Here is a 23298-nt window from a genome sequence, read left to right on the forward strand (position 1 = left end):
GACAAACAATAATCAGCGGACGACTTCCCGGCCGGGAGTATCGAGCCATGATTTGACATCCCTTTCTGTCAGCGGCAGCATATCCCCATTGATGGAATGTTTTAGGACGGACGCTGCGGTAGCAAATTGTACGGTTTGTTCCGCTTCCATTCCTGTTAATATCCCGTGGAGGATTCCTGCAACATATGCATCGCCGCCGCCGATCCGGTCTACGATCGGAAAAAGGTGATACCGCTCAGATTTTTTAAACTCCCCTTTAATCCATAACATTCCCTGCAATTCATTACAGGACGGGGAGATGACATACCGATCCGTTGCGTAAAGCGCACGGATGTTAGGGTAAATTTGGCTGATCTTCCGGTAGCATTCCTCCATATTGCCGGGCACCGCAACAGATGCGTCAATCTCAAAGAAGTTACGGGCATCCATATAGTTCGCACAGCAATAGCTGACCATCGGCAAAATCGGGATAATGGCCTCTTTCGCTTCTTCAAGCGTCCACATGGCCTGCCGGAAATTGATGTCGAAACTGACCGGGATGCCGCGGTCATATGCCGCTTTTACCAGTATTTGCCCATTCTTTTTCCAAGATTCGGATAAAGCAAATGTGATACCGGAAATGTGAAAGAGCGAAACATTTTCAAAAAGCCGGTCAAAATCCCACTCATGGATATCCATTTGGCAAAAACTTGAATGTTCCCTGTCGTAAATCACTTTTGAATTGCGCAGGGTGCTCCCTTGTTCCAAAAAATAAATGCCCAGACGCTTTCCTCCAAACAAGAGATGGGAAGTATCAATCCCGTTGGCGCGGAGATTTCTTACGGCTGCCGTCCCCAAAGGCGAATTCGGCACCATGCTGGCAAAAGAAACATCATGACCGAAGTGGGCCAATGTTGAAGCGACATTGGCTTCCGACCCGCCGTAATTCACATTTAATGATTGGCTGCAAGACAATAAATCCCCTGAACAAGTTGAAAGTCGCAACAAAATTTCCCCAAGTGTTAAAATTTTAGGCATATTGACCCCTCAATTGTTGCGCTTCACGCAGCTGTTTGTATTTTTGCATGAATGCTTGGGCAGTCTCGGTAACTTTTTCGAATTGATTGGTTTCTGCGTGCTTTAATAAACTTCCGCCAACGCCAAGGATTTTGCAGCCAGCATTTATCCAGTCGCACATATTATCCAGGTTGATTCCGCCTGAAGGCATAATTTCCAATTGCGGCAACGGCGCTTTTACATCTTTTACAAATGCAGGGCCAACGATATTGCTTGGGAACAGCTTAATCACTTCCGCTCCTGCCTGCATTGCTGTTTTCATTTCATTCACGGTCATGCAACCCGGAATATAAGGGACTTGATAAAGATTGCACAAAGCAGCCGTATCAGCATCGAAGGTTGGCGCAACAATGAACTTGGCACCTGACATCAGCGCAATTTGGGCGGTTGGGGCGTCAAGGACGGTACCGGCGCCAATCAAAACATCCTGATGGTCTGTATATTGTTTTGTAATTTTTCGGATCGCAACATCAGCATTTGGAACTGTAAAAGTCAGTTCAATACTTTTAATGCCCCCGGCAATTAAGGCATCTGTGATGTCCAAAGCTTTCTCAACAGAATCCGCCCGCAAAACAGCGACAATACCGTTTTTTTCTAAAGCCTGTAATATTTCAATTTTTTTCATGATGCCACACTCCTTTTGTTTCTTTATAATAAACTTTATTTATATATAATAAACACAATTTTATTTTACATTAACGGCAACTTTGTGTAAACCATTTCATGAAAAATAAAATAAAAAAACTTGCTCCTGTTTTAGGAACAAGTTTTTCCGTAAATCAACCATTCATTTTATTTTCAATTTTTCGCCGTGCCTGTTTCACCAGGTCAATAATTTCGTTTTTCTTTTCCTCACTCATCCGGAAAATCGGGGAACTGACACTCATGATCCCTTCAATTTTGCCATTCCGCTTGATGACCGTGCTGATGCAAAAAATTTCGTCTTCATTTTCCTGGTTATCAATCGCGTAGCCGAGTTGCTTTATTTCCTTCAAATTTTTTAACAGCTCTTCAGGATCTGTAATCGTATTTTCGGTCCTTTTTTCCAATTTTGTCCGCGCCAAATAACCCCGTATGTCTTCTTCGCTTTGTTCAGCCAAATACGCTTTCCCCATTGCGGAACAGTACAACGGCAATGTATGCCCTACTTGTGAGCTTAAAATAATTTGCCCTTTTCCATTCAATTTTTTAACATACACAATATGATCGCGGTCATATACGCCCAAATGAATCGTTTCCCCAATTTTTTCATTCAGCTCTACCAATTCAGGCTCCGCAACATTTACAATGTTGAATGATTTACGGGCGGTTTCCCCGTAGCGGATCAGTGCGGTGCCGAGCGTATATTTTTTCGTTTCTTCATCGCGTTTGACAAAATCTATGGAGCAGAGCGTATTTAAAATCTTCAATACGGTAGATTTGCTTGTATTTAAAGCTGTGCAAATTTCCTGCAGATTAACCGGGTCAACCCTGTGTTCCAAATAATCCAATATGTCTTTTGCCCGAATTAAAACGGTGCCATAAGGTTTTTTGTCTGTTGTCGTTCCCACTGTCATGAACTCCCGCATGTATTTTTGTTGTATATTCATTTTACATTCTCAAAAAGTAGCCAAATAAGAAACAATTTTTCCTGACACACTCTTTATAACATAAATTTACATAGAAGTAAAATGATTATATAGCCTGGTATGTGTCAAGTTTTTCTCGACATTGTTTAAAAGTCAGTGATTTCCAGACATTCTTTTTGTACGCTTTTGGCTGTTGCACTTTGCTTGCTTCCCTAGATAAGGGGAAATTCCAAAAGCCGTTCAACCGGGCACATGGGGCACCCCTTTTTGATGATCGCGAAATTACTCGCTTTCCACACGCGACGCGAGCCTCACCGCTCGTCCCTCAAACACACTGGGTCTCTTCTTGCTCGCTTTTCCCGCAGGAGTCTCAGAAATTAGCAATCATTTATATTCTCAGCTTTTATAGGATGTTGGGATTGCCCCTTATCCAGGTGGAGTATAATGGACCAGACCCTTAAGATCGACTTCGTGCTGAAAGCAGTAAAACGGGCATTCTCAGTCGCCAGGCTAGAGATTTTAAATAGTGATCAAGGCAGCCATTTTACCAGTCCAAAATACACTGATCTCGTGCTTCAAAATAAGATTAAAATCAGTATGGACGGCAAAAAGAGAGCCCTTGATAATATCATCACCGAGAGGTTTTGGCGAACGATCAAGTATGAAGAAGTGTATTTAAAAGACTACAATTCTCCAAGAGAAGCAAGAAAAGAGATTGGTAACTATATCCATTTCTATAACCATGAAAGATTCCACCAGTCCCTGGGCTTTCAAACTCCCGCCTCTATTTATTGCCCGTGAGTAATTCATCCTTCGGGTAGGATACTTAAGCAATAAGAGTGATCTTGAACATTTTCACATAAATCCATTCCGTTTATCTAAACGTCAAGTGGGACTGCAAGAAACTTTTGCAGACGAATAATGCTTATGCCTTTATTTTCTTACATCAACAATTTCCAGCGGCGGCAAACTGTTTACCAAATCCACTGTTTGAACAGATACATTAATGATGCGTAGTAGCAAATCAAAAACATAACGTTCATCATCAGAGTACAAGTTAGGATCATCAACGATACCAGAATTCTTATCCGTCTTCACTTGATACTGGTCAATAATCCATTCAATTGCAGGACGACCATTTACCACGTACTCATATGCCTTCTCAGGAATATTCGAAATCGTAATGTCAGTATTGAACACAATTTTGTCCAATACATCTTTCTTAGGGTGTTTCATCTTTTTAACCTTGTACGAAGGATTTGCTTTAGCTTCAATTACAACGTCTGAATATGGTTCAACCATTTCGTAGTTAAGGTGTAAGTCAGCTAATTTTCGACCTATATCAACAAACTTTTCTTTATTTTTTAAAACAGGGATACGTGGCAATTCTTTCTTCAAATTATTAGCGTACTTTTCACGATACTCTTTTGAGTGTAAAACACCATAAACATAATAAAATACATCATCATCTGAGAGATTTAATTTTTTCTTGAATGAATCGTTTATGTTGCTCGTATCTAGTAATAAATCATGTGTTACGCTATTATCATACCGATAAAATCCTTGTCCCTTTTCCAATAAATCCAAGTTTGGAATTTTGTCTACAATCAAACAGGAGAAATCTCTACTAGACCCGGCACCAGTAATATAAATAACTTTGTTCTCTGATCCGAAAACATCCTTGTATTTACTAGGACGTTCAATCACATCCGTTTGATAAAACAAATATTTCTTTGTGAAAGGGCGATACATGCTTCTTATTAGTGACTTATCATCCAATTGAATTCTTGTACCTTTAGCTAGTTTCTGCTTGAGTCCTGTACTCCATTTAATAAAGTCACCAGAATTATTGGTTTGATTAATTCTCTTTTTTTCATCTTTTATATAACTCAAACGAACAACTTCTGAATTGAAATTTTCAACCATTCGTTTAGTATTGTTTATCACATTATCTCGACTGAATCCATATACCCAAGCATCACGGTTTGTGCTGACACCAATTGCTTTATTTATGAACACTCCGCCATCCATTGCGTCATATTTATCGTAATTTTGATCACGTTGATTTATCCAATCATTATTTGCGTCAGGTTTGATTTCGGTCCACTTTATGCCATCTACAGAAGCGAAATCGGAAATGATTGACAATTTTTGTTCACGAGAAAGATAGTCGCCAATATCATGATAATAAATTTTATGGTTATCTGTCCCGTCCTTCACAAGAACTGTGATCGCAATCGGGGTTCTACTTCCTGAGCCGAAAATCTTTCCGCCTTCTTGGCGAGATTTTTCACCCAATGTTCTTTGATCGCCACGTAAATTAAAAATATAAACATAGTTAAATTCATTGTACCAACACTTCCGCAAACCATCCGTGCTATTACTATCAATAAATGAACCGTTAGTAACAAAACCAATTACGCCTTTACTCCCGATACGATCGCTTGCCCAGCGAAACGCTTTAATATAGGAATCATACAAGCTCTTCTTTAAGCTAGCTGATGAATAGCGGGCATAGGTTGAATCTATGCGTTCATCTAATTTAGGATATGATTGATTTTGATTGTTGTCGTTCGCATTCGTTTGCCCTATTGAATATGGAGGATTCCCAATTATAGCAAAAATAGGCTTCCTTCGTTGCTTTTCAAGTCGCTCATTATTTTCCCCAAACAACTCGTCCTCAAATGAATCCTCTTTCTCGGTACTTTCAAACGTATCCGTTAAAACAATGCCCTCAAATGGTTTATAATCGCCCTCCATTATGGAATGGAAGGTTTCTTCAATATTGATAGCAGCGATATAGTAACTCAACAGTACAATCTCATTCGCATGAAGTTCTTGAGTGTACTTGCGCAACAAATCCTCTTTTGAAATTAATCCACTTTGCAGCAACCTCACGATAAACGTACCAGTACCCGTAAATGGATCAAGGATGTGAACTCCTTCATCGCTAATTGACTTACCAAAGTACTTTTTCAATACATCATTAACGGAGTGAATAATGAAATCCACCACTTCAACAGGGGTAAACACAATTCCCAAACGTTCGGTTGTTTCTTTAAACCCAACTTTAAAGAACTTATCGTACAACTGGACGATTATGTCCTGTTTCGCTTTTAGATTATCTATCCCCTCAGCACGCACACGCACACTTTCATAGAAGTCTTTCAAACGTTCCTGTTCTTTTACAAGCCCTTGTTCATCCATAACCTTCAACACAGCATCCATAGCTTGTGAAACGGGGTTATTGTTCACAAAGCTATATGAATCAAACAGTGCTTCAAAAACTGGTTTTGTAATCAGGTGTTGTGCCAACATTTCAATCGCTTGTTTTTCTGATATAGAATTATTGATGTTATGACGTAACCCAGAAAGAAACTTTTGAAATGCCATATACGTTTCGCTGTTGGTATCTTCCAACATTACTCGAATACGCATCATGTGTTGTTGTGCAATTTCAGCAACATCTTTTGACCAATCTTCCCAATAACGTACATTCCCAACCTTCTTTACAATTTTGCCATAAATCGCACGTTCAATTTCCGAGAAATCATCTTCATCAAGATTAAAAGCCAACTGTTCAGATACTGGTTCAGCAACAATAAATCCACCTTCGCTTTCATCAGGTGCGGAACCAACCCCAATAACTTGCAACTGGTCAGGTTTCTTTTTGTTCAATTCCAATTTATTGATCATTGCATCAAAACGTTCGTCTAACGAACGCAACGCATTTAGAACGTCCCAAACTACTTGATACTTCTCATTTTTATCTAAGACCGTATTTTCATCAACACCTGCAGGAATACCGATAGGAAGGATGACATAACCATAATCTTTTCCTTCTGCTTTACGCATAACTCGTCCTACTGCTTGTGCAATGTCAATACGTGATTTACGAGGTTTTAAAAACATAACTGCGTCCAAATCCGGAACGTCTACACCCTCTGTAAGGAAGCGTGCATTAGTAAGGATACGACAAGTATTTGGTGGAACTTCTGCCTTCAGCCAAGAAATTTTCTCATTCTTCTGCAGGGCATTCATCGAACCGTCCGCATGGTCTATTTCAATTCGAACCGGCTCTGTTTGGCCTCCTGATTCATTGATATACATATCAACAACTTCTGTAAACATTTCCTTAATCAACTTCGACTCACGAATCGTTCCAGCAAAAGCAATAGCCCGCTTCATTGGATTAGCAGAAATCACATTAGAATTACTCTTACGTTTGATCAACCCATTCCAACAGCCGATAATTTTCGTTACATCATCAAATTCAAGTTCTGTATCACGCTTATTCGCCAGCATCTTTTGAAAACGACGGGCAATTACTTCTTCATCAACAGCCAGAACCATAACTTTATAGTCCGTTAAAATCCCTTTATTTACGGCATCTCCAAATCCAATTCGGTAAAACTCTTCACCATAAATTTCTTTATCATTCATATCTGCAATAACAACAGACAATTCATCAGCTTTCTTCTTTGCATCATCACCATAAATACGAGGAGTAGCCGTTTGATACAGACGTTTTTTAGCTTTAATATTGTCATTGCTATGTACTTTCACAAAAGCACTAGCTTCTTTTCCCACTTCGGTTGCTCCGGTTGTACGATGAGCTTCATCACAGACAACCAAATCGAACTCATAAAAGCCATTTTTCTGAGCCTCAATAATTACGTCAATGGACTGATATGTTGAGAACACGACTAAGAATTTGCTTTGGTGATCCGCCGAATCAATAAGCTTCTGATGCTCCAGTAACTTGCGATAATCAGTCGTAGCCGGATAACCTAAATCTGCTGCCGCTATATCCTCAATCTCGTTTTCACCTTTTGCCTTTTTTGTAACTTTTCTATCCGAACAAACCGCAAAAGTTTCCATATCCTCACGATACTTAGAATCGGCAGTCCAGCCTCTTAAAGATTGGGAAAGCAACTGAATACTAGGTACAAGATATAATACCCTGAATGTACCATTTTTCTTCTCTGCCATCCTTTCGGCAATTACCATAGAAGTATATGTTTTTCCTGTACCGGGAGCCATAATCAACTTTCCACGGTCAGCCGTTTCAAAACCATTTACTACTGCCTCAATAGCAGGAATCTGGTGAGAACGTGGTTTCTTAGGTGACTTCAACGCAATTTTCTGCGGATTATCAAAGGAGAACTGTGACCAATCAATCTCACTCTCACGCAATTGCGACAAACCAATACGAGCAATGTTTTTGTCACGGTCTAATAAAGCGTTGTTCGCATTACTGCTCCACTTGTCCGTTGAAGTTACAATAATCCCTTCTGCATAATAGCTCTTCCCCACTTCATTTAAGAAAGAATCAATATGCGACTTTTGGATTGTCATATTTTTCGAATAATATTTACACTGAACAGCAACCAACTCACCTGTTTCCCTTTTTCGGGCAACTAAGTCTACACCTGTATCTTTCTTCGGAATTCCATATTCTTCAGGAACATCCGATAACATCCATACTTCATCAAATAACCGTGCATACATTGGTTCTTTCTTCAGATATGCTGTAACCAATAGCTCAAAAAGGGTTCCACGATCACGTTGTGCCATGTCTTCCCGTTCTAAATTGGAGATAATATCATCGAATGAATGGCTTTTCACTTGATAGCTAACTGTTTCTTCCATATTTCTCAATACCTCCAAGGCCCCAAAATATTAGAGTAAAATATCATTGTCTTTCTCAATTTTACCACACCAATTTTGCTGCCCATCAATCTAATTTAATCTAACATCTAATGATTTCTTGAATACGTTTTTGACTACGGATGTTTGATATTCAATAAAATCAAATGAAATGGTAAAAATAAAAAAACCCTTGATATACAAGGGCTTTGGATCAGTTTGAAATCCATTGATTTCGTTTTATGGAGACGGTGGGAGTCGAACCCACGTCCAGAAATATCGCCACTCAAGCATCTACGAGCGTAGCCGATATATTCGCGTTTCGCGCGGCCTTTTGCCTATCGGCGGGCATCCAGCGCGCTAGCCTGATTGGTCTCTTCCTTCGTCCCCAGGCGGAGGACAGCCGGCGTATCCCACTCAAGTTGAGACCCTTACCCTACCACATGGGCGATGGAGGGAGGATCCGCTTAGCGCTTATTAGGCAGCTAAAGCGAGGTTTTGATTAGATTTGCCAGTTATATTTAGGCTTGCGTTTTTACGGGGACGTCCCCCCGGCTCGCAGCTCAAGCTCGATCTATCCCTGTCGAATCCGTAACGTCCCCGGTATAAAAAGGGAGTCTTGGATGATTTGAGCTGTCACATCTAACTGGCTTACAGATAATATTATAACATGAATTCCTTATGATGCAATTGTTAGTTTTTGCCTAATGCTGTCTTGCTTTAAAGGCGCGTTCGATCTCGCGGGCCGCTTCTTTCTTTTTCAAAGCTTCGCGCTTATCGTAATTCTTTTTCCCGCGCGCCAGGCCGATCAAAACTTTTGCATAACCGTTTTTAATGTAAATTTTCAGCGGGATTAAAGAATAACCCTGCTCTTTTACAACGCCGGCCAGTTTGTCGATTTCCCTGCGGTGGAGCAAAATTTTCCTCGGACGGAGCGGGTCGTGGTTGTATCGGTTTCCCTGTTCATACGGACTGATGTGCATGCCGTATACATATACTTCCCCTTTTTCCACCCGTGCAAACGAATCGCGCAAATTCACACGCCCTGCGCGGATCGATTTGATTTCCGTCCCCTGCAGGACAAGACCGGCTTCATATGTTTCTTCGATAAAATAGTCATGGCTTGCTTTCTTGTTTTGCGCCAGCACTTTCCCTTCACCTTTTGGCATCTTGTTTCCCCTCCGAAGAAGGCAGCCGGGCGAGCCCGGTTACCTCCGTTTTGCTTTTTTCTTTTTCTTTTTCGGCGGCCTCGTGGACCACTCTTCATGGGCGGCATTGTGCTTGTGCGGCCGGGAAGAATTGGCAGCACGGACTTTCACGATTTTTTTCGGCCGTTCTTCTATTCTTGCCCGCCGGTTGTTTTTCATGCCGACAATTTCAAAATCGATGTTGCGTTCTTCTTTGTTAACATTCAGCACCCGGACGCGGATTTCGTCCCCGATCCGGAACACATTCCCGGTCCGCTCGCCGATCATCGCATATTGCCGTTCATTGTAATGGTAATAGTCATCGGTCATATAGCTGACATGGACAAGCCCTTCAATCGTATTCGGCAATTCGACAAACATCCCGAAATTCGTGACCGAACTGATGATCCCGTCGAACTCCTCGCCAATTTTATCTTCCATAAATTCGGCTTTCTTCAGTTCATCGGTATCGCGTTCGGCATCAACAGCCCGGCGTTCCATTTTCGAAGAATGGTCGGCAATTTCAAGTAATATCTCTTTCCATTTTTCCTTCGTTTCTTCGTCCATTCTCCCGTCAATTAAATAAGTCCGGATCAGCCGGTGTACGATCAAGTCCGGATAACGGCGGATCGGCGAAGTGAAATGCGTGTAAAATTTCGTGGACAAACCGAAGTGCCCGATGCATTCCGGGTCGTATTTTGCCTGCTGCATCGAGCGCAGCATGACTGTCGAAACAACCATTTCTTCCGGCCGGCCTTCTACCGTATCGAGAATTTCCTGAAGCGCCCGTGGATGGACCGAATTCGCGGTGCCCCGCACAATCAGGCCGAAATTCGTAATAAATTCAAAAAAACGCTGCAGTTTATCCGCTTTCGGCTCTTCGTGGATCCGGTAAATAAACGGCACGTCCAGCCAGTAAAAATGCTCGGCAACTGTTTCATTCGCCGCAAGCATAAATTCTTCGATCAGTTTTTCCGCAACCGACCGTTCACGCAGCACGACGTCACGCGGCTTGCCGTTTTCATCCACAAGCACTTTTGCTTCTTTAAAATCAAAGTCGATAGCGCCGCGCTGCATCCTTTTTTTTCGTAAAATGTCCGCCAGCTCGGCCATCGTTTCAAACATCGGAACAAGCGGTTCGTACCGTTTCCGCAACGCTTCGTCATGGTCGACAAGGATTTTATTGACATCCCCGTATGTCATCCGCTCTGTCGTTTTGATGATACTTTCGAAAATTTCATGATCCACAACCGTGCCGTTTTCATCAATTTCCATTTCGCACGACAGCGTGAAACGATTCACCCTTGGATTGAGTGAACATATGCCGTTTGACAGCCGATGCGGGATCATTGGAATCACGCGGTCGACGAGGTAAACGCTTGTCCCACGTTCAAAGGCTTCGCGGTCAATCGGCGTGCCCTCGCGCACATAATGGCTGACATCGGCAATATGGACACCGAGCTTGTAATGGCCGTTCGGCAGTTTTTGCACGGTGACGGCATCATCCAAATCTTTCGCATCGGCCCCGTCAATGGTGACAATTACTTCATCCCGCAAATCGCGGCGGTTGCCGATATCATGTTCATCAATTTCATCCGGCACCCCGTTTGCCTGTTCGAGCACTTCGTCCGGAAAAGCCTGCGGCAGCCCGTACTTATGGATTATCGACAAAATATCAACGCCCGGGTCATTTTTATGGCCAAGAATTTGAATGACTTCTCCTTCCGCATTTTTTGTGCCTTCCGGATATGAAGTAATGCGCACGATCACTTTATGGCCTTCGACAGCGCCACCGTTTGCCGTTTTCGGAATAAAGATATCGCTCCCGAACCGTTTATCATCCGGCACAACAAAGCCGAAGTGCTGGCTTTCCACATACGTGCCGACGATTTCTTTCTGGCCGCGCTCCAAAATCCGCACAACGGTTCCTTCCTGCCGCTGCCCGGAGCTTTTGCTTGACACGCGCACGATGACCGTGTCGCCGTTTAAAGCATGGTTTGTTTCATGCGGCGGGATAAAAATATCATCAATCCCCGGTTCATCCGGCGCCACAAAAGCAAAGCCTTTCGGGTGGCCGATCAGCTTTCCGCGCACAAGATTCATTTTTTCCGGCAGGCCGTAACGGTTGCTGCGCGTGCGGATGACAAGCCCTTTTTCTTCCATATAGACAAGCACTTTGACAAATTCTTTAAACTCGGAAGAATCCTGGATGCCGAACGCTTTTTCCAGTTCCTGGACCGTAAGCGGCTTGTACGTTTCTTCTTTCATATACGATAAAATTCTGTCAACATCTTGCCGGAGTTGATCCATCTTTTTCCCTCCTTTGCGGGAAAGTTTATTCCTGCCAGTCAAGCGATTCAAGGAATTGGTAAACATCTTCATGGAGCTGTTCTTTTTCCTTATCGAGCGTAATGACATGGCCGGATTGTTCATACCATTTGATTTGTTTATGGTCCGATTCCACTTCGGAATAAATAATATTCGCGCTTTCCGGCTTAATCATTTCATCATGGCGCGCCTGCACGACAAAAACAGGCGCATAAATATGGTCCACATGATTGCGTACATCTTGGATTAAGCTTTGCAGCAATTTCAATGTGTTCATCGGTGTCTTTTTAAATTCCCGGATTTCCTTTTCAATCTGCTCTTCGCTTTTCCCTTCAAATTGTTTGTATTTACGGGCGTACTGGACGACGCCTTCGTACATCGTCTGTTCGCTTTTTATGTACATCGGCGCGCACATGGTGATAATTCCCTTTACAGGTACAGTGTAACCCAATTTTAAAGAAAATACCCCGCCCAAAGACAATCCGGCCACCGCAATTTCGTCGTACCCTTTTTGTTTTAATAAATGGTATCCTGCCATGACATCCTGCCACCAATCTTCAGGCCCGGTATGCACCAGGTTTTCCGGCGGCACCCCATGCCCTTTGTATTGCGGTGCATGGCAGGTGTACCCTTTCTTTTCAAGGAACCGGCCGAGCATCCTAACATCGGCTGAATTTCCCGTAAATCCGTGCAAAAGAAGGACGGCCCTTTTGCCGCCTTCAAATAAAAAAGGTTTAGGCATCACAATTCTCATCATCCGTAAAAAACTCCTCTTTTCCTGCTGAAAATTCACTGTCGCCCTTTGTTCAATTTTATTTGTAACAAACCATAGCAGGAAATTCCAGCATTCCGCACAAAAAAACCTGGTCCGTCATGTCCGGGCCAGGATCAGCACATTTTATAAATCCAAATATGCAAGTCCGATCGCCAGCAAGAAAAACAACACCGCCAGCACAATCGTAATCCGGTGCAAAATCAAATCAATCCCGCGCACTTTTTGTTTTCCGAAAAGCTGCTCGGCCCCGCCGGAAATCGCCCCGGATAATCCCGTACTTTTCCCCGGCTGCAACAGGATCACAGCAATTAAAAGGACAGCATCTATAACCAATAGCGTAAGCAATAATGTATGCATGGACACACACCTCCCGAAACGGACAATACCTTATTTCATAGTTTATCATAAAGCATAGTTTGGATCAATAAAGGGGTTAAAACGATCAGAGGTTTGGCATGCAACGATGAGATAGGAAAAGCAGTAAACGGTATGAGCATTTCGAGCGGCTGATGTTCGCCTTTTGTGTCTTTTTGGCTGCTAATTAGACAGTTCGGACGTGCAGCTCTCTCCTTTTGTCTTGTTGGCTGTTCTAATTAGACAGTTTGGTCGCGCGGAGCTCTTCTTTTGTCTTTTTGGCTGTTCCAATTAGACAATTCGGACGTGCGACACTCTCCTTTTGTCTTGTTGGCTGCTCTAATTAGACAGTTCGCATGCGCGGATCTCTTTTTTTGTCTTGTTGGCTGCTCTAATTAGACAGTTTGGCTGTGCTGTGCAAGCCTTTAACCTTTTCGAGCGCCGGCAAAAATATTCAATCTAAAAAAGAAAAACTGCCCGGTTCAAAACCGGGCAGCCCGCATAACGGTAATGACATTATTTTTTCAAGTTGTAGAAAGTATTTTTGCCCAGGAATTCGGCAGTGTCGCCTAATTCGTCTTCAATGCGGAGCAATTGGTTGTATTTTGCTACGCGGTCAGTACGTGAAGGAGCACCTGTTTTAATTTGGCCTGCGTTTGTCGCTACAGCGATGTCAGCGATTGTGCTGTCTTCCGTTTCACCTGAGCGGTGGGAAACGATCGCAGTGTAGCCTGCGCGTTTTGCCATTTCAATCGCATTGAAGGTTTCAGTCAAAGTACCAATTTGGTTAACTTTGATCAGGATCGCGTTACCAACGCCTTCTTGAATACCGCGGGCAAGTTTTTCAGTGTTTGTTACGAACAAGTCGTCCCCAACAAGCTGAACTTTTTTGCCAAGGCGTTCCGTCAACATTTTGTGGCCTTCCCAGTCGTTTTCATCCAAACCGTCTTCGATCGAGATGATTGGGTATTTAGAAATTAATTCTTCATACCAGTTTACCATTTCTTCAGAAGTCAAAACTTTGCCTTCGCCTTCCAAATGGTATTTGCCATCTTCATCGCTGTAAAGTTCGGAAGATGCAACGTCCATGGCAAGCAGTACTTGTTCACCCGGTTTGTAGCCTGCTTTTTCGATTGCTTCGATGATGGTGGAAAGGGCTTCTTCGTTCGATTTCAAGTTCGGGGCAAAGCCGCCTTCGTCACCAACAGCCGTGTTGTAGCCTTTTGATTTTAATACAGATTTCAAGTTGTGGAAAATTTCAGCACCCATGCGGAGCGCTTCTTTAAAGTTCGGAGCCCCTGCAGGCATGATCATGAATTCTTGGATATCAACGTTGTTGTCGGCATGCGCACCGCCGTTTAAGATGTTCATCATTGGAACCGGCAGTTGTTTTGCGTTGAATCCGCCAAGATATTGATACAAAGGAACGCCAAGCTCATCAGCTGCAGCACGGGCAACTGCAAGGGAAACGCCGAGGATCGCGTTTGCGCCGAGTTTGCCTTTGTTTGGTGTGCCGTCAAGTTCGATCATCGCTTTATCAATGCCAACTTGGTTAAATACATCATAGCCGACGATTTCTTCTGCAATGGTTTCATTTACATTTTTAACCGCCGTTTCTACGCCCTTGCCCAGGAAGCGGTTTTTGTCATTATCACGAAGTTCCACTGCTTCGTATTCGCCGGTAGATGCGCCGCTTGGCACCAATGCGCGGCCAAAACCGCCTTCTTCTGTGTAAACTTCTACTTCAACTGTCGGATTACCGCGGGAATCCAATACTTCGCGTGCGTAAATATCAGTAATCAAAGACATATTCAAATCTCTCCTTTAATGCGTAAATTTAGGACTCTCATTTTTTAATCAAGCTAGTACCTGTCATTTCTTTCGGCTGCGGAATGTTCAGCAGGTCAAGCATTGTAGGTGCCAAATCTGCAAGAATACCGCCATCGCGCACTTCAATGCCTTTTTTCGTAATAATGACAGGAACCGGGTTGGTTGTATGTGCGGTCATTGGTTTACCGTCTGGCGTAACCACTTCGTCCGAGTTGCCGTGGTCTGCGGTAATAATCGCATAGCCGCCTTTTTCAAGAATGAGGTCAACGACTTTACCCAGGCATTCATCAACAGCTTCAATTGCTTTAATGGTTGGCTCCAGCATGCCGGAGTGGCCGACCATATCCGGGTTCGCATAGTTCAAAATGATGGCATCATATTTGTCGTTCCGGATTTGTTCCAACAACGCATCCGTTACTTCATACGCGCTCATTTCCGGTTTCAGGTCATATGTGGCCACTTTTGGAGAATTGATCAAAATCCGGTCTTCTCCAGGGAATCTTTCTTCGCGCCCGCCGTTCATAAAGAATGTAACGTGCGGATATTTTTCAGTTTCTGCAATGCGAAGCTGTTTCAATCCATGCTGCGATAAAACTTCGCCGATCGTGTTGTCCAGGCTGACCGGTTTGAACGCCACATAACCTTTTACCGTTTCAGAGAAATGGGTCATGCAAACGAAATACAAATCTTTCGGATGGTTTGCGCCGCGATCAAATTCACGGTAGTCTTCGTTCGTAAACGCGTTGGAAATCTGGATGGCACGGTCCGGGCGGAAGTTGTAGAAAATGACCGAATCATGGTCTTTAATCGTTGCAACCGGCGTCCCGTCTTCTTTCGTAATGACGGAAGGAATAACGAATTCATCAAAGATGCCGTTTTTGTAGGAATCTTCCACAACCGCCATTGCATTCGGATATTTCGGGCCTTCGCCATACGCCATTGCACGGTATGCTTTTTCAACACGGTCCCAGCGTTTGTCGCGGTCCATGGAATAGTAGCGTCCGGTAACCGTTGCAAATTGGCCAACACCATATTCTTTGAATTTTTCTTCCGTTGCTTTAATGTATTTTTCCGCTGTTTTCGGGCCAACATCACGGCCGTCTAGGAAAGCATGGACATAAACGTTCTTCACGTCATGGTCGGCAGCAAGTTTCAACAGCGCAAACATATGGCGGATATGGCTGTGCACGCCGCCGTCGGATAACAAACCAAACAGATGAAGGTCTGTCCCATATTTTTTCACATTCTCAATTGCGCCAAGGAACGTTTCGTTTTTGCCAAATTCGCCTTCGCGGATCGAAATGTCCACGCGGGTTAAGTTTTGGTATACAATCCGGCCGGCACCGATGTTTGTATGGCCGACTTCGGAGTTCCCCATTTGGCCTTCAGGAAGACCTACCGCTTCGCCGCTTGCGCCAAGCTGGTTATGCGGGAATTCCTTCCAATAGCGGTCAAAATTCGGTTTATTTGCTTGGGCTACTGCATTTCCTTTTGTTTCTTTCCGGCAGCCAAAGCCATCTAAAATAATCAATGCCACAGGTGCTTTACTCATGGCTTACCGCCTCCAATAATTGCAAATAAGATTGTGGATCAAGGCTTGCGCCTCCAACTAACGCACCGTCAATATCAGGCTGTTGCATGAATTCTTTAATGTTTCCCGGTTTTACGCTGCCGCCGTATTGGATGCGCACGGCATCTGCTACATCCTGGTTGAATTGTTCCGCAATCACGCTGCGGATATACGCGCAAACTTCGTTGGCATCTTCGGCAGTCGAAGATTTCCCGGTGCCGATTGCCCAGATTGGTTCATAGGCAACAACCGTTTTTATCGCCTCTTCGTCGGAAAGGCCGGCGAAAGCAGCTTTTACCTGCGAACCGACAAGTTCTTTTGTTTCGTTATTTTCACGTTGTTCCAGTGTTTCTCCAACGCATACGATCGGTGTTAAATGATGCGCAAAAGCAGCTTTCACTTTTTTGTTAACTGCTTCATCCGTTTCATTAAACATTTCACGGCGTTCAGAGTGTCCCAGAATGACATATTCAACGTGTAAATCAGCGAGTGCAACCGGGCTGATTTCACCTGTAAAAGCACCGCTTTCTTCAAAGTGCATGTTTTGGGCACCAATTTTCACCCTGGTGCCTTTTGTGGCTTCCACAAGGCGTTCTAGGAAGAGCGCAGGAGCACAAATCACGCTGTCGACAACAGACTCGCTCGGCACCGAATTTTTCACTTCTTCGGCAAAAGCAAGCGCTTCTGGCAAAGTTTTATTCATTTTCCAGTTTCCCGCGATGATCGGTTTACGCAATAAGGACACTCCCTTTCTATATAAAATCAAACGAACTTCTTATTCTTTGTCATTTAAAGCTGCGACGCCAGGAAGCACTTTTCCTTCCATAAATTCAAGCGATGCGCCGCCGCCTGTGGAAATATGGTCCATTTTGTCGGCAAGATGGAATTTTTCTACAGCTGCCGCAGAGTCGCCACCACCGATGATGCTGTAAGTACCTGTTGCTTCTGCGAGGGCTTCGGCAACGCCTTTAGTTCCATTTGCATAGGCATCCATTTCGAATACACCCATTGGCCCGTTCCAAATGACCAATTTCGATTCTTTAATGACTTTCGCATACAATTCGACTGTTTTCGGGCCGATGTCCAGTGCTTGCCAGTCAGCCGGAATTTCTTCAATGTCCACTTCTTTTTTATTGGCTGTTTCGGAAAACTCATCCGCAACTACTGCATCAACCGGCATGTAGAAGTTGACGCCTTTTTCTTTCGCTTTTGCCATAAAGGATTTTGCAAGGTCGATTTTGTCTTCTTCCAGCAAAGATTGTCCAATTTCATGGCCTTGCGCTTTAATGAACGTATAAGCAAGCCCGCCGCCGATGATCAGGTTGTCCACTTTGTCAAGCAGGTTGTCGATGACGCCGATTTTATCTTTGACTTTCGCACCGCCAATAATGGCCGTGAAAGGACGTTCAGGGTCGGATAATGCTTTTCCGAGTACATCGAGTTCTTTTTGCATTAAAAAGCCGGATACTGCAGGAAGGTAGTGGGCGATGCCTTCCGTTGATGCATGTGCGCGGTGTGCAGCACCGAAAGCATCATTGACATAAAGGTCAGCAAGTGCAGCAAATTCTTTTGCCAGTTCCGGATCATTTTTTTCTTCGCCAGGGTAGAAACGGACGTTTTCAAGCAAAAGCACGTCGCCGTTTTCCATTTTCGCGATTTCCGCCTTGACGGATTCGCCGTAAGCTTCATTTGCTTTTTTTACGTCTTTTTTCAGCAATTCGCTCAAGCGTTTTGCGACCGGCGTCAGGCGCAATTCTTCAACTACTTTGCCTTTCGGGCGGCCCAGGTGGCTAGCCAAAATGACTTTCGCGCCGTTATCCACCAAATACTGGATAGTCGGCAGTGCTGCGCGGATTCTTGTATCGTCCGCTACATTGCCGTCTTTTAACGGAACATTAAAGTCAACGCGGCAGAAAACGCGTTTCCCTTGCAATTCAACATCCTTAATTGATTTTTTGTTCATGGCAAAACGAACCTCCTTTTTATTCACGAGCATGGAAAAAGGGAGAGGGGATTCTCCCCCGCCCCCCTGCTTTTGCTCTTCCGATTCAAATTAAAGGCCTTTAGAAGCGATGTATTCAACAAGGTCAACAACACGGTTGGAGTAACCGAATTCGTTGTCATACCAGGAAACAACTTTTACCATGTTTCCTTCGATAACCATTGTGGAAAGCGCATCGATTGTGGAAGAAACCGTTGTATGGTTGAAGTCACGGGATACAAGCGGTTCTTCAGTGTAAGCCAGGATGCCTTTCAATTCACCTTCAGCAGCTGCTTTCAATGCTGCGTTTACTTCTTCAACCGTTACGTCTTTGCCAAGTTCAGCAACAAGGTCAACAACAGAAACGTTTGGAGTCGGAACGCGCATTGCCATACCGTTTAATTTGCCTTTCAATTCAGGCAATACAAGGGCAACAGCCTTTGCAGCACCAGTTGTTGTAGGAATAATGCTTTGTGCTGCTGCACGAGCACGGCGGTAGTCTTTGTGCGGCAAGTCAAGGATTTGTTGGTCGTTTGTGTAAGAGTGAACAGTTGTCATCATACCGCGTTTGATTTCAAATTTTTCATGCAGCACTTTTGCAAATGGAGCCAAGCAGTTTGTTGTGCAGGATGCATTCGAAATGACATTATGTTTTGCAGGATCGTATTTGTCTTCGTTAACACCCATAACGATCGTGATGTCTTCGTTTTTAGCCGGAGCAGAAATTACAACTTTTTTCGCGCCTGCTTCCAAGTGTTTTGCTGCAGCATCACGGTTTGTGAAACGGCCTGTTGATTCAACAACAACTTCTACGCCGAGGTCGCCCCAGCCGAGATTTGCAGGTTCGCGTTCAGCAAGCACTTTCACTTTATGGCCGCCTACAACGATGTAATCGCCGTCAACTGTTACTTCTTCTTCAAGATTTCCATGAACAGAATCGTATTTTAACAAGTGTGCAAGCATTTTTGCATCTGTTAAGTCGTTGATCGCAACTATTTCAACATTAGGATTGTTCAATGCAGCGCGGAATACGTTACGTCCGATACGTCCAAATCCGTTAATACCAACTTTAACTGCCATTTGTGTTTCCTCCTTGAGTTCGTAAAGATTTTATATTTCAAAAGGGAATTCCCTTTTAAAAACATGGTTAGCTGCAAGCGAGAATATTTTTGGCTGCACCCTCGTCCGTAATCAGGACGGTGGATTTCGGTTTTGAATTCATGTAGGCTTTAATCGCTTTCGCCTTGGACGCCCCTCCGGCAACAGCAAATACGTGTTGAATATACTGTAAATCTTCCAGCTGAAGGCCGATCGTTTGAACCTTGTGAACGACTTCACCTTGTTCATTAAAATAATATCCAAACGCTTCGCCTACTGCATGCCCTTGTATAATTTTTTCCATTTCTTCTTTGCCGGTTTTGCGGCGCTTCGCCATGGTAATCGCTTCACCAATGCCGTGCAGCACAATTTCCGCTTGTTTGATAAGGGTAAGGACTTCTTTAATGGATGGCTCGTTCACAACCGATTTATACACTTCGAGGCTCACCTGGTCAGGCACATACAATACCCGGTGTTTTCCTCCCGTCCGTTCCGCCATCTTTGCGCAAATCGTATTGGCCTGGTTTTGCACATCTTCGCCAATGCCGCCTCTTGCCGGGACGAATAAAAGCTGCTCCGGGGCGCTGAAATCGGGAGTTAACGCATCTGCGACTGCAGCCATCGTGGATCCTCCTGTAACAGCGATTATATTGTTTCCCATTAAGACGGCTTTGATTCTATAAGCGCATGCTCTTCCGAGTTCGCTTTTTACCCACGGTTCTTCATCGCTGTTTCCCGGGACCACGACAACGTCTTCGAGGCCCAAAGCTTTTTTTAGCTTTTCTTCTGTTTCATTAATACCCGAAATTTCCCTCATCATACTTTCCAAATCCTGCAAAAGCCCGGCGCCCATTTTTGTAATCGACATTCCCGAAGGTTTAATGTCAATGAGCTTTTGGTTTTTTAAAAATTCCACTTCGCCCCTCAGCACGCGTTCCGACATGCCGAGCATTTGCGCCAGCGTCCTTCTGCCGATCGGCTCCACAAATGAGATGGACCGCAAAATCTGGTATCGTTTTTGCATAACCGCGAGGATATCGGGTAATAATTTCCTTTGAACCTCTATCAACGATCGCATAGATGATTAACTCCTTAAAAAATTATGTAGGCCGTGTTGAGTCCCACAGAGACATTTTTCGTCCCACTTACTCCAAAAAAATTACCCTCGCTACGATTTTTATTCTAGCAGGATAAATTTTGCATTTCAACTATTATGGATCAATTTTTTCGTGTAAACGTTGTCTTATGGCGAATTCGTGAATTCGCCCGTATTGAATGACTTCACCTTCAAATTCGACAACCGGGATCATCAATCCGTAACGTTCCATCCATCCATCGTTTTTTTCTATATCTCTTTCAACGAGCCGGAAAGGGATCTCCTTCTGCAAAAGATGCAACAGTTCTTTCGCCTCTTCGCAAAGCGGGCAATGTTTTCTTGTGTAAAGTGTCAGCTCCATCGGCAAATCCCCTTTCCGGCTATTCGTACCTTTTTCTTTTCGCCGAGGACGGAATCCCGAGCTGCTCACGGTATTTAGCAACCGTCCGGCGCGAAATTTCAAAACCTTTCTTATTTAATAATGTGACGATTGTCTGGTCCGAAAGCGGTTTCCGCTTGTCTTCCCGGTTCACAAGCGTAGCGATTTGATTTTTGATTTCAGCGCTCGATGCCGCTTCTTCCCTTGTGCCGGACCGGACCGGAAGCGCTGTTGTAAAGAATTGTTTTAACGGGAAAGTCCCGAACGGGGTTTCAATATATTTTTCCCTGACGGCACGGCTGACGGTCGACTCGTGCATCCCGATCGCATCCGATACTTCTTTCATCGTTAGCGGTTTTAAATGTCCTTTTCCGTATAAAAAGAAATCCCGCTGTTTTTCCAAAAGCGCTTTGCCGACTTTCAGCAGCGTTTCTTTCCGGCTTTCAATGCTTTTTTGGATCCAATGGTACTCCTGCGTTTTTTCTTTCAAATAACGGACGGCTTGGGCATCCCCGGACAGCTTGAGCATGCTTGAATAATCTTCATTAAAACGCACCCTCGGCACCTGGCCTTCTACAAGGAAAAGTTCCAGTTCCCCGCCGCTGTTTTTGACCATCAAATCAGGCACGATGTATTGCGGGGTTTCATGGGAAAATCCGGCTCCGGGCCGGGGGTTTAATGTTTGGATATAGTCGGCCGCCTGTTGGATTTCCTGCATGGAGATATCCATCTTTTTCGCAATGCCTTTCCATTTTTTCTCGGCAAATTCGAGAAAATGGCTGCCGATCAGTTCTGCCGCGTGTGTCGGCGCGTCCGGATCCCTTTTGATTTGGATTAAAAGGCATTCCTGGAGCGACCTTGCCCCAATTCCGGCCGGGTCGAGCGTTTGCAGGATTTCCAGCCCTTTTTCGGCATCTTCAACCGGGATTTGGGCGATCTGTGCCGCTTCTGGGGCGGTAATAGCCAGATAGCCGTTTGCATCCAAATGCCCGGCATAAACTTTAACAGCTTCCGCAACTGTTTTTGGTAACGATTTCATGTTCAATTGGCTGATTAAGTAATCCGGAAGCGTTTCAATTTGTTCGGGGATTTGTTCAATCCAATTTTTTTCCTGGCTTTTTTTCTGACCCTTCATGCGGTACAGCCCGGAAAAACGGGAATCGACCAGTTTAATATGGGTGTTGTACAATTCGATGAGAGGGTTTTCCGCCGTCTTTTCCTCAAGAAAAGACATGAGCTCCTGGGATGAAAACTGAAGGACTTCAATTGCCTGCTTTAATTCCTGTGTCATCGCCAGTTTCATTGATTGCTTCTGCCATAATCCAACTTGCAGATCCATATCATTCCCCCCTTTAACGAAGCCGGTTTCATTATGAACATGTCCCGGCACTTTCGTTTTTTATTTTACAACATTTTTGTGTTTAAGTATATGCATTGGCAGGAAGTCCCATGATCGCGCTCCTGTAAATCGCGGATAAGCGGCACAGATTCACGGACATCTGTAAAAGCAGCCAAAAAGTAATGCCGGGATACGTTCTGTGAATAACCTGCCTGCATTATTTTCTTCAAGAATCGAGTAGGGCCCCCGACCTCTCACACCACCGTACGTACGGTTCCGTATATTGCGGTTCAACCAAATAAATGACGCTTTTCGCAATACTGATCATACAAGCTTTTCAGCCCTTGACGGCAATAGCTTTGTGTAAGATTGGGTTTTTAGAGATTCTCCAATATACCTTCCTCGAGTTTCTGTTTTCGCCTGTTCCAGGGTTAAGCAAAAGCGATCTTCTAAACATCGTTCAACGGTTTTTCTCATTATATACAATGCCTTTTCACTAATTTTAAGATTGTTCGACTCGCGCATTTCTGCCATGTCGTAACACTACTTTTCACTACAATAAAAACGCCACCCCGATCGGAGTGACGTCCTGCTTCAACATATCCTACGATATCTCATAACAAGTCTAAACAAAAATAATCTGTCGTCTTTCTGCCATTTTTCTATCAGAAAAGATCCATTTATAATAATTATTGGTTCTAATCTCTTCTGTCATTTTTTCTCATTAACCCGAACAGTCCTGCTAAACCAACTAAACCAATCCAACCCCAATCTGTATCGCCATCATCATTGTTATCAACAGCATCGTTATTTTGAGCCATATGAGTTATTTTGTTTGTGTTGCTACCGCTGTCAATGTTGTTATTTTGAGCATAAACAGCTATCCCACAAAGCATAAATGTAACTAATAGGGCACAAAGCGAATGAAGAATTTTTTTGAACACAGTTTTCACCTCCTTTTCTAACTGTTCACTTTAATGATGTACAATCAAAGGAACAATTATTCTTTAAGATAAAAAGGAGCCATTAGGGGTTATTTTGAAACAACTTATTCAACAAAACGAATGAGGTTAGCAACGCTTGATTAC

At 43.8% G+C, this 23298-nt stretch carries 17 protein-coding genes, 1 other RNA gene and 1 pseudogene; 1 reads left to right on the forward strand and 18 read right to left on the reverse strand.

Annotated elements, in window-relative coordinates:
* Positions 1-12: 12 nt before the first annotated feature.
* From BpJC4_RS01985 to BpJC4_RS01995, 3 genes are all read right to left on the reverse strand, one after another.
* Positions 13-1017 (reverse strand): sugar kinase, encoded by a 1005-nt coding sequence (locus BpJC4_RS01985; protein WP_151681298.1) that lies wholly within the window; start codon positions 1015-1017, stop codon positions 13-15.
* Entirely contained in the window at positions 1010-1681 is a 672-nt protein-coding gene (locus BpJC4_RS01990; protein ID WP_151681299.1) for a bifunctional 4-hydroxy-2-oxoglutarate aldolase/2-dehydro-3-deoxy-phosphogluconate aldolase, read from the reverse strand. The genes BpJC4_RS01985 and BpJC4_RS01990 overlap by 8 nt, the downstream gene beginning before the upstream one ends.
* Positions 1682-1835: 154 nt before the next feature.
* Positions 1836-2606, reverse strand: coding sequence for an IclR family transcriptional regulator (locus tag BpJC4_RS01995; RefSeq protein ID WP_151681300.1), 771 nt, complete (start codon positions 2604-2606; stop codon positions 1836-1838).
* A 462-nt stretch (positions 2607-3068) separates the two neighbouring features.
* Between BpJC4_RS01995 and BpJC4_RS02000 the strand changes: the two are divergent.
* Positions 3069-3425 (forward strand): annotated as a pseudogene (locus BpJC4_RS02000) (transposase); the annotation flags it as partial.
* 132 nt (positions 3426-3557) lie between these two features.
* On the opposite strand, the gene BpJC4_RS02005 reads toward BpJC4_RS02000, so the two are convergent.
* From BpJC4_RS02005 to BpJC4_RS02075, 15 genes are all read right to left on the reverse strand, one after another.
* Entirely contained in the window at positions 3558-8276 is a 4719-nt protein-coding gene (locus tag BpJC4_RS02005) for a DEAD/DEAH box helicase (protein ID WP_151697472.1), read from the reverse strand.
* 237 nt (positions 8277-8513) lie between these two features.
* Positions 8514-8875: a transfer-messenger RNA gene (gene ssrA, locus BpJC4_RS02010) on the reverse strand.
* Between the two features lie 102 nt (positions 8876-8977).
* On the reverse strand, positions 8978-9442 hold the full coding sequence (gene smpB / locus BpJC4_RS02015) for an SsrA-binding protein SmpB (RefSeq protein WP_151681303.1): 465 nt from the start codon (positions 9440-9442) through the stop codon (positions 8978-8980).
* A gap of 39 nt (positions 9443-9481) precedes the next feature.
* Positions 9482-11770: a ribonuclease R gene (rnr, locus tag BpJC4_RS02020; RefSeq protein WP_151697473.1), complete on the reverse strand. Its 2289-nt coding sequence runs from the start codon at positions 11768-11770 to the stop codon at positions 9482-9484.
* Positions 11771-11795: 25 nt separating this feature from the next.
* Positions 11796-12545 (reverse strand): alpha/beta hydrolase, encoded by a 750-nt coding sequence (locus tag BpJC4_RS02025; RefSeq protein WP_269467549.1) that lies wholly within the window; start codon positions 12543-12545, stop codon positions 11796-11798.
* Between the two features lie 141 nt (positions 12546-12686).
* On the reverse strand, positions 12687-12920 hold the full coding sequence (gene secG, locus BpJC4_RS02030) for a preprotein translocase subunit SecG (protein WP_151681305.1): 234 nt from the start codon (positions 12918-12920) through the stop codon (positions 12687-12689).
* Positions 12921-13433: 513 nt separating this feature from the next.
* Positions 13434-14726, reverse strand: coding sequence for a phosphopyruvate hydratase (gene eno / locus BpJC4_RS02035; protein WP_151681306.1), 1293 nt, complete (start codon positions 14724-14726; stop codon positions 13434-13436).
* A gap of 37 nt (positions 14727-14763) precedes the next feature.
* On the reverse strand, positions 14764-16299 hold the full coding sequence (gene gpmI / locus BpJC4_RS02040) for a 2,3-bisphosphoglycerate-independent phosphoglycerate mutase (RefSeq protein WP_151681307.1): 1536 nt from the start codon (positions 16297-16299) through the stop codon (positions 14764-14766).
* Positions 16292-17053 carry a triose-phosphate isomerase gene (gene tpiA / locus BpJC4_RS02045; protein WP_151681308.1) on the reverse strand — a complete coding sequence of 254 codons (762 nt, stop codon included), beginning with the start codon at positions 17051-17053 and terminating at the stop codon, positions 16292-16294. Before tpiA ends, gpmI begins: the two co-directional genes overlap by 8 nt.
* A 39-nt stretch (positions 17054-17092) precedes the next feature.
* Positions 17093-18280: a phosphoglycerate kinase gene (locus BpJC4_RS02050; protein WP_151681309.1), complete on the reverse strand. Its 1188-nt coding sequence runs from the start codon at positions 18278-18280 to the stop codon at positions 17093-17095.
* A gap of 90 nt (positions 18281-18370) precedes the next feature.
* Complete coding sequence (gene gap / locus BpJC4_RS02055) at positions 18371-19378, reverse strand: type I glyceraldehyde-3-phosphate dehydrogenase (RefSeq protein WP_151681310.1); 1008 nt, start codon at positions 19376-19378, stop codon at positions 18371-18373.
* A 67-nt stretch (positions 19379-19445) separates the two neighbouring features.
* Complete coding sequence (locus BpJC4_RS02060; RefSeq protein ID WP_151681311.1) at positions 19446-20474, reverse strand: sugar-binding transcriptional regulator; 1029 nt, start codon at positions 20472-20474, stop codon at positions 19446-19448.
* Between the two features lie 133 nt (positions 20475-20607).
* Complete coding sequence (locus tag BpJC4_RS02065) at positions 20608-20853, reverse strand: glutaredoxin family protein (RefSeq protein ID WP_151681312.1); 246 nt, start codon at positions 20851-20853, stop codon at positions 20608-20610.
* A gap of 19 nt (positions 20854-20872) precedes the next feature.
* On the reverse strand, positions 20873-22210 hold the full coding sequence (gene rpoN, locus BpJC4_RS02070) for an RNA polymerase factor sigma-54 (protein ID WP_151681313.1): 1338 nt from the start codon (positions 22208-22210) through the stop codon (positions 20873-20875).
* A gap of 698 nt (positions 22211-22908) precedes the next feature.
* Complete coding sequence (locus BpJC4_RS02075; protein ID WP_151697474.1) at positions 22909-23154, reverse strand: WGxxGxxG family protein; 246 nt, start codon at positions 23152-23154, stop codon at positions 22909-22911.
* Between the last annotated feature and the right edge of the window lie 144 nt (positions 23155-23298).

The organism is Weizmannia acidilactici (assembly GCF_008974185.1).
Taxonomy (GTDB): Bacteria; Bacillota; Bacilli; order Bacillales; family Bacillaceae_C; genus Weizmannia; species Weizmannia acidilactici.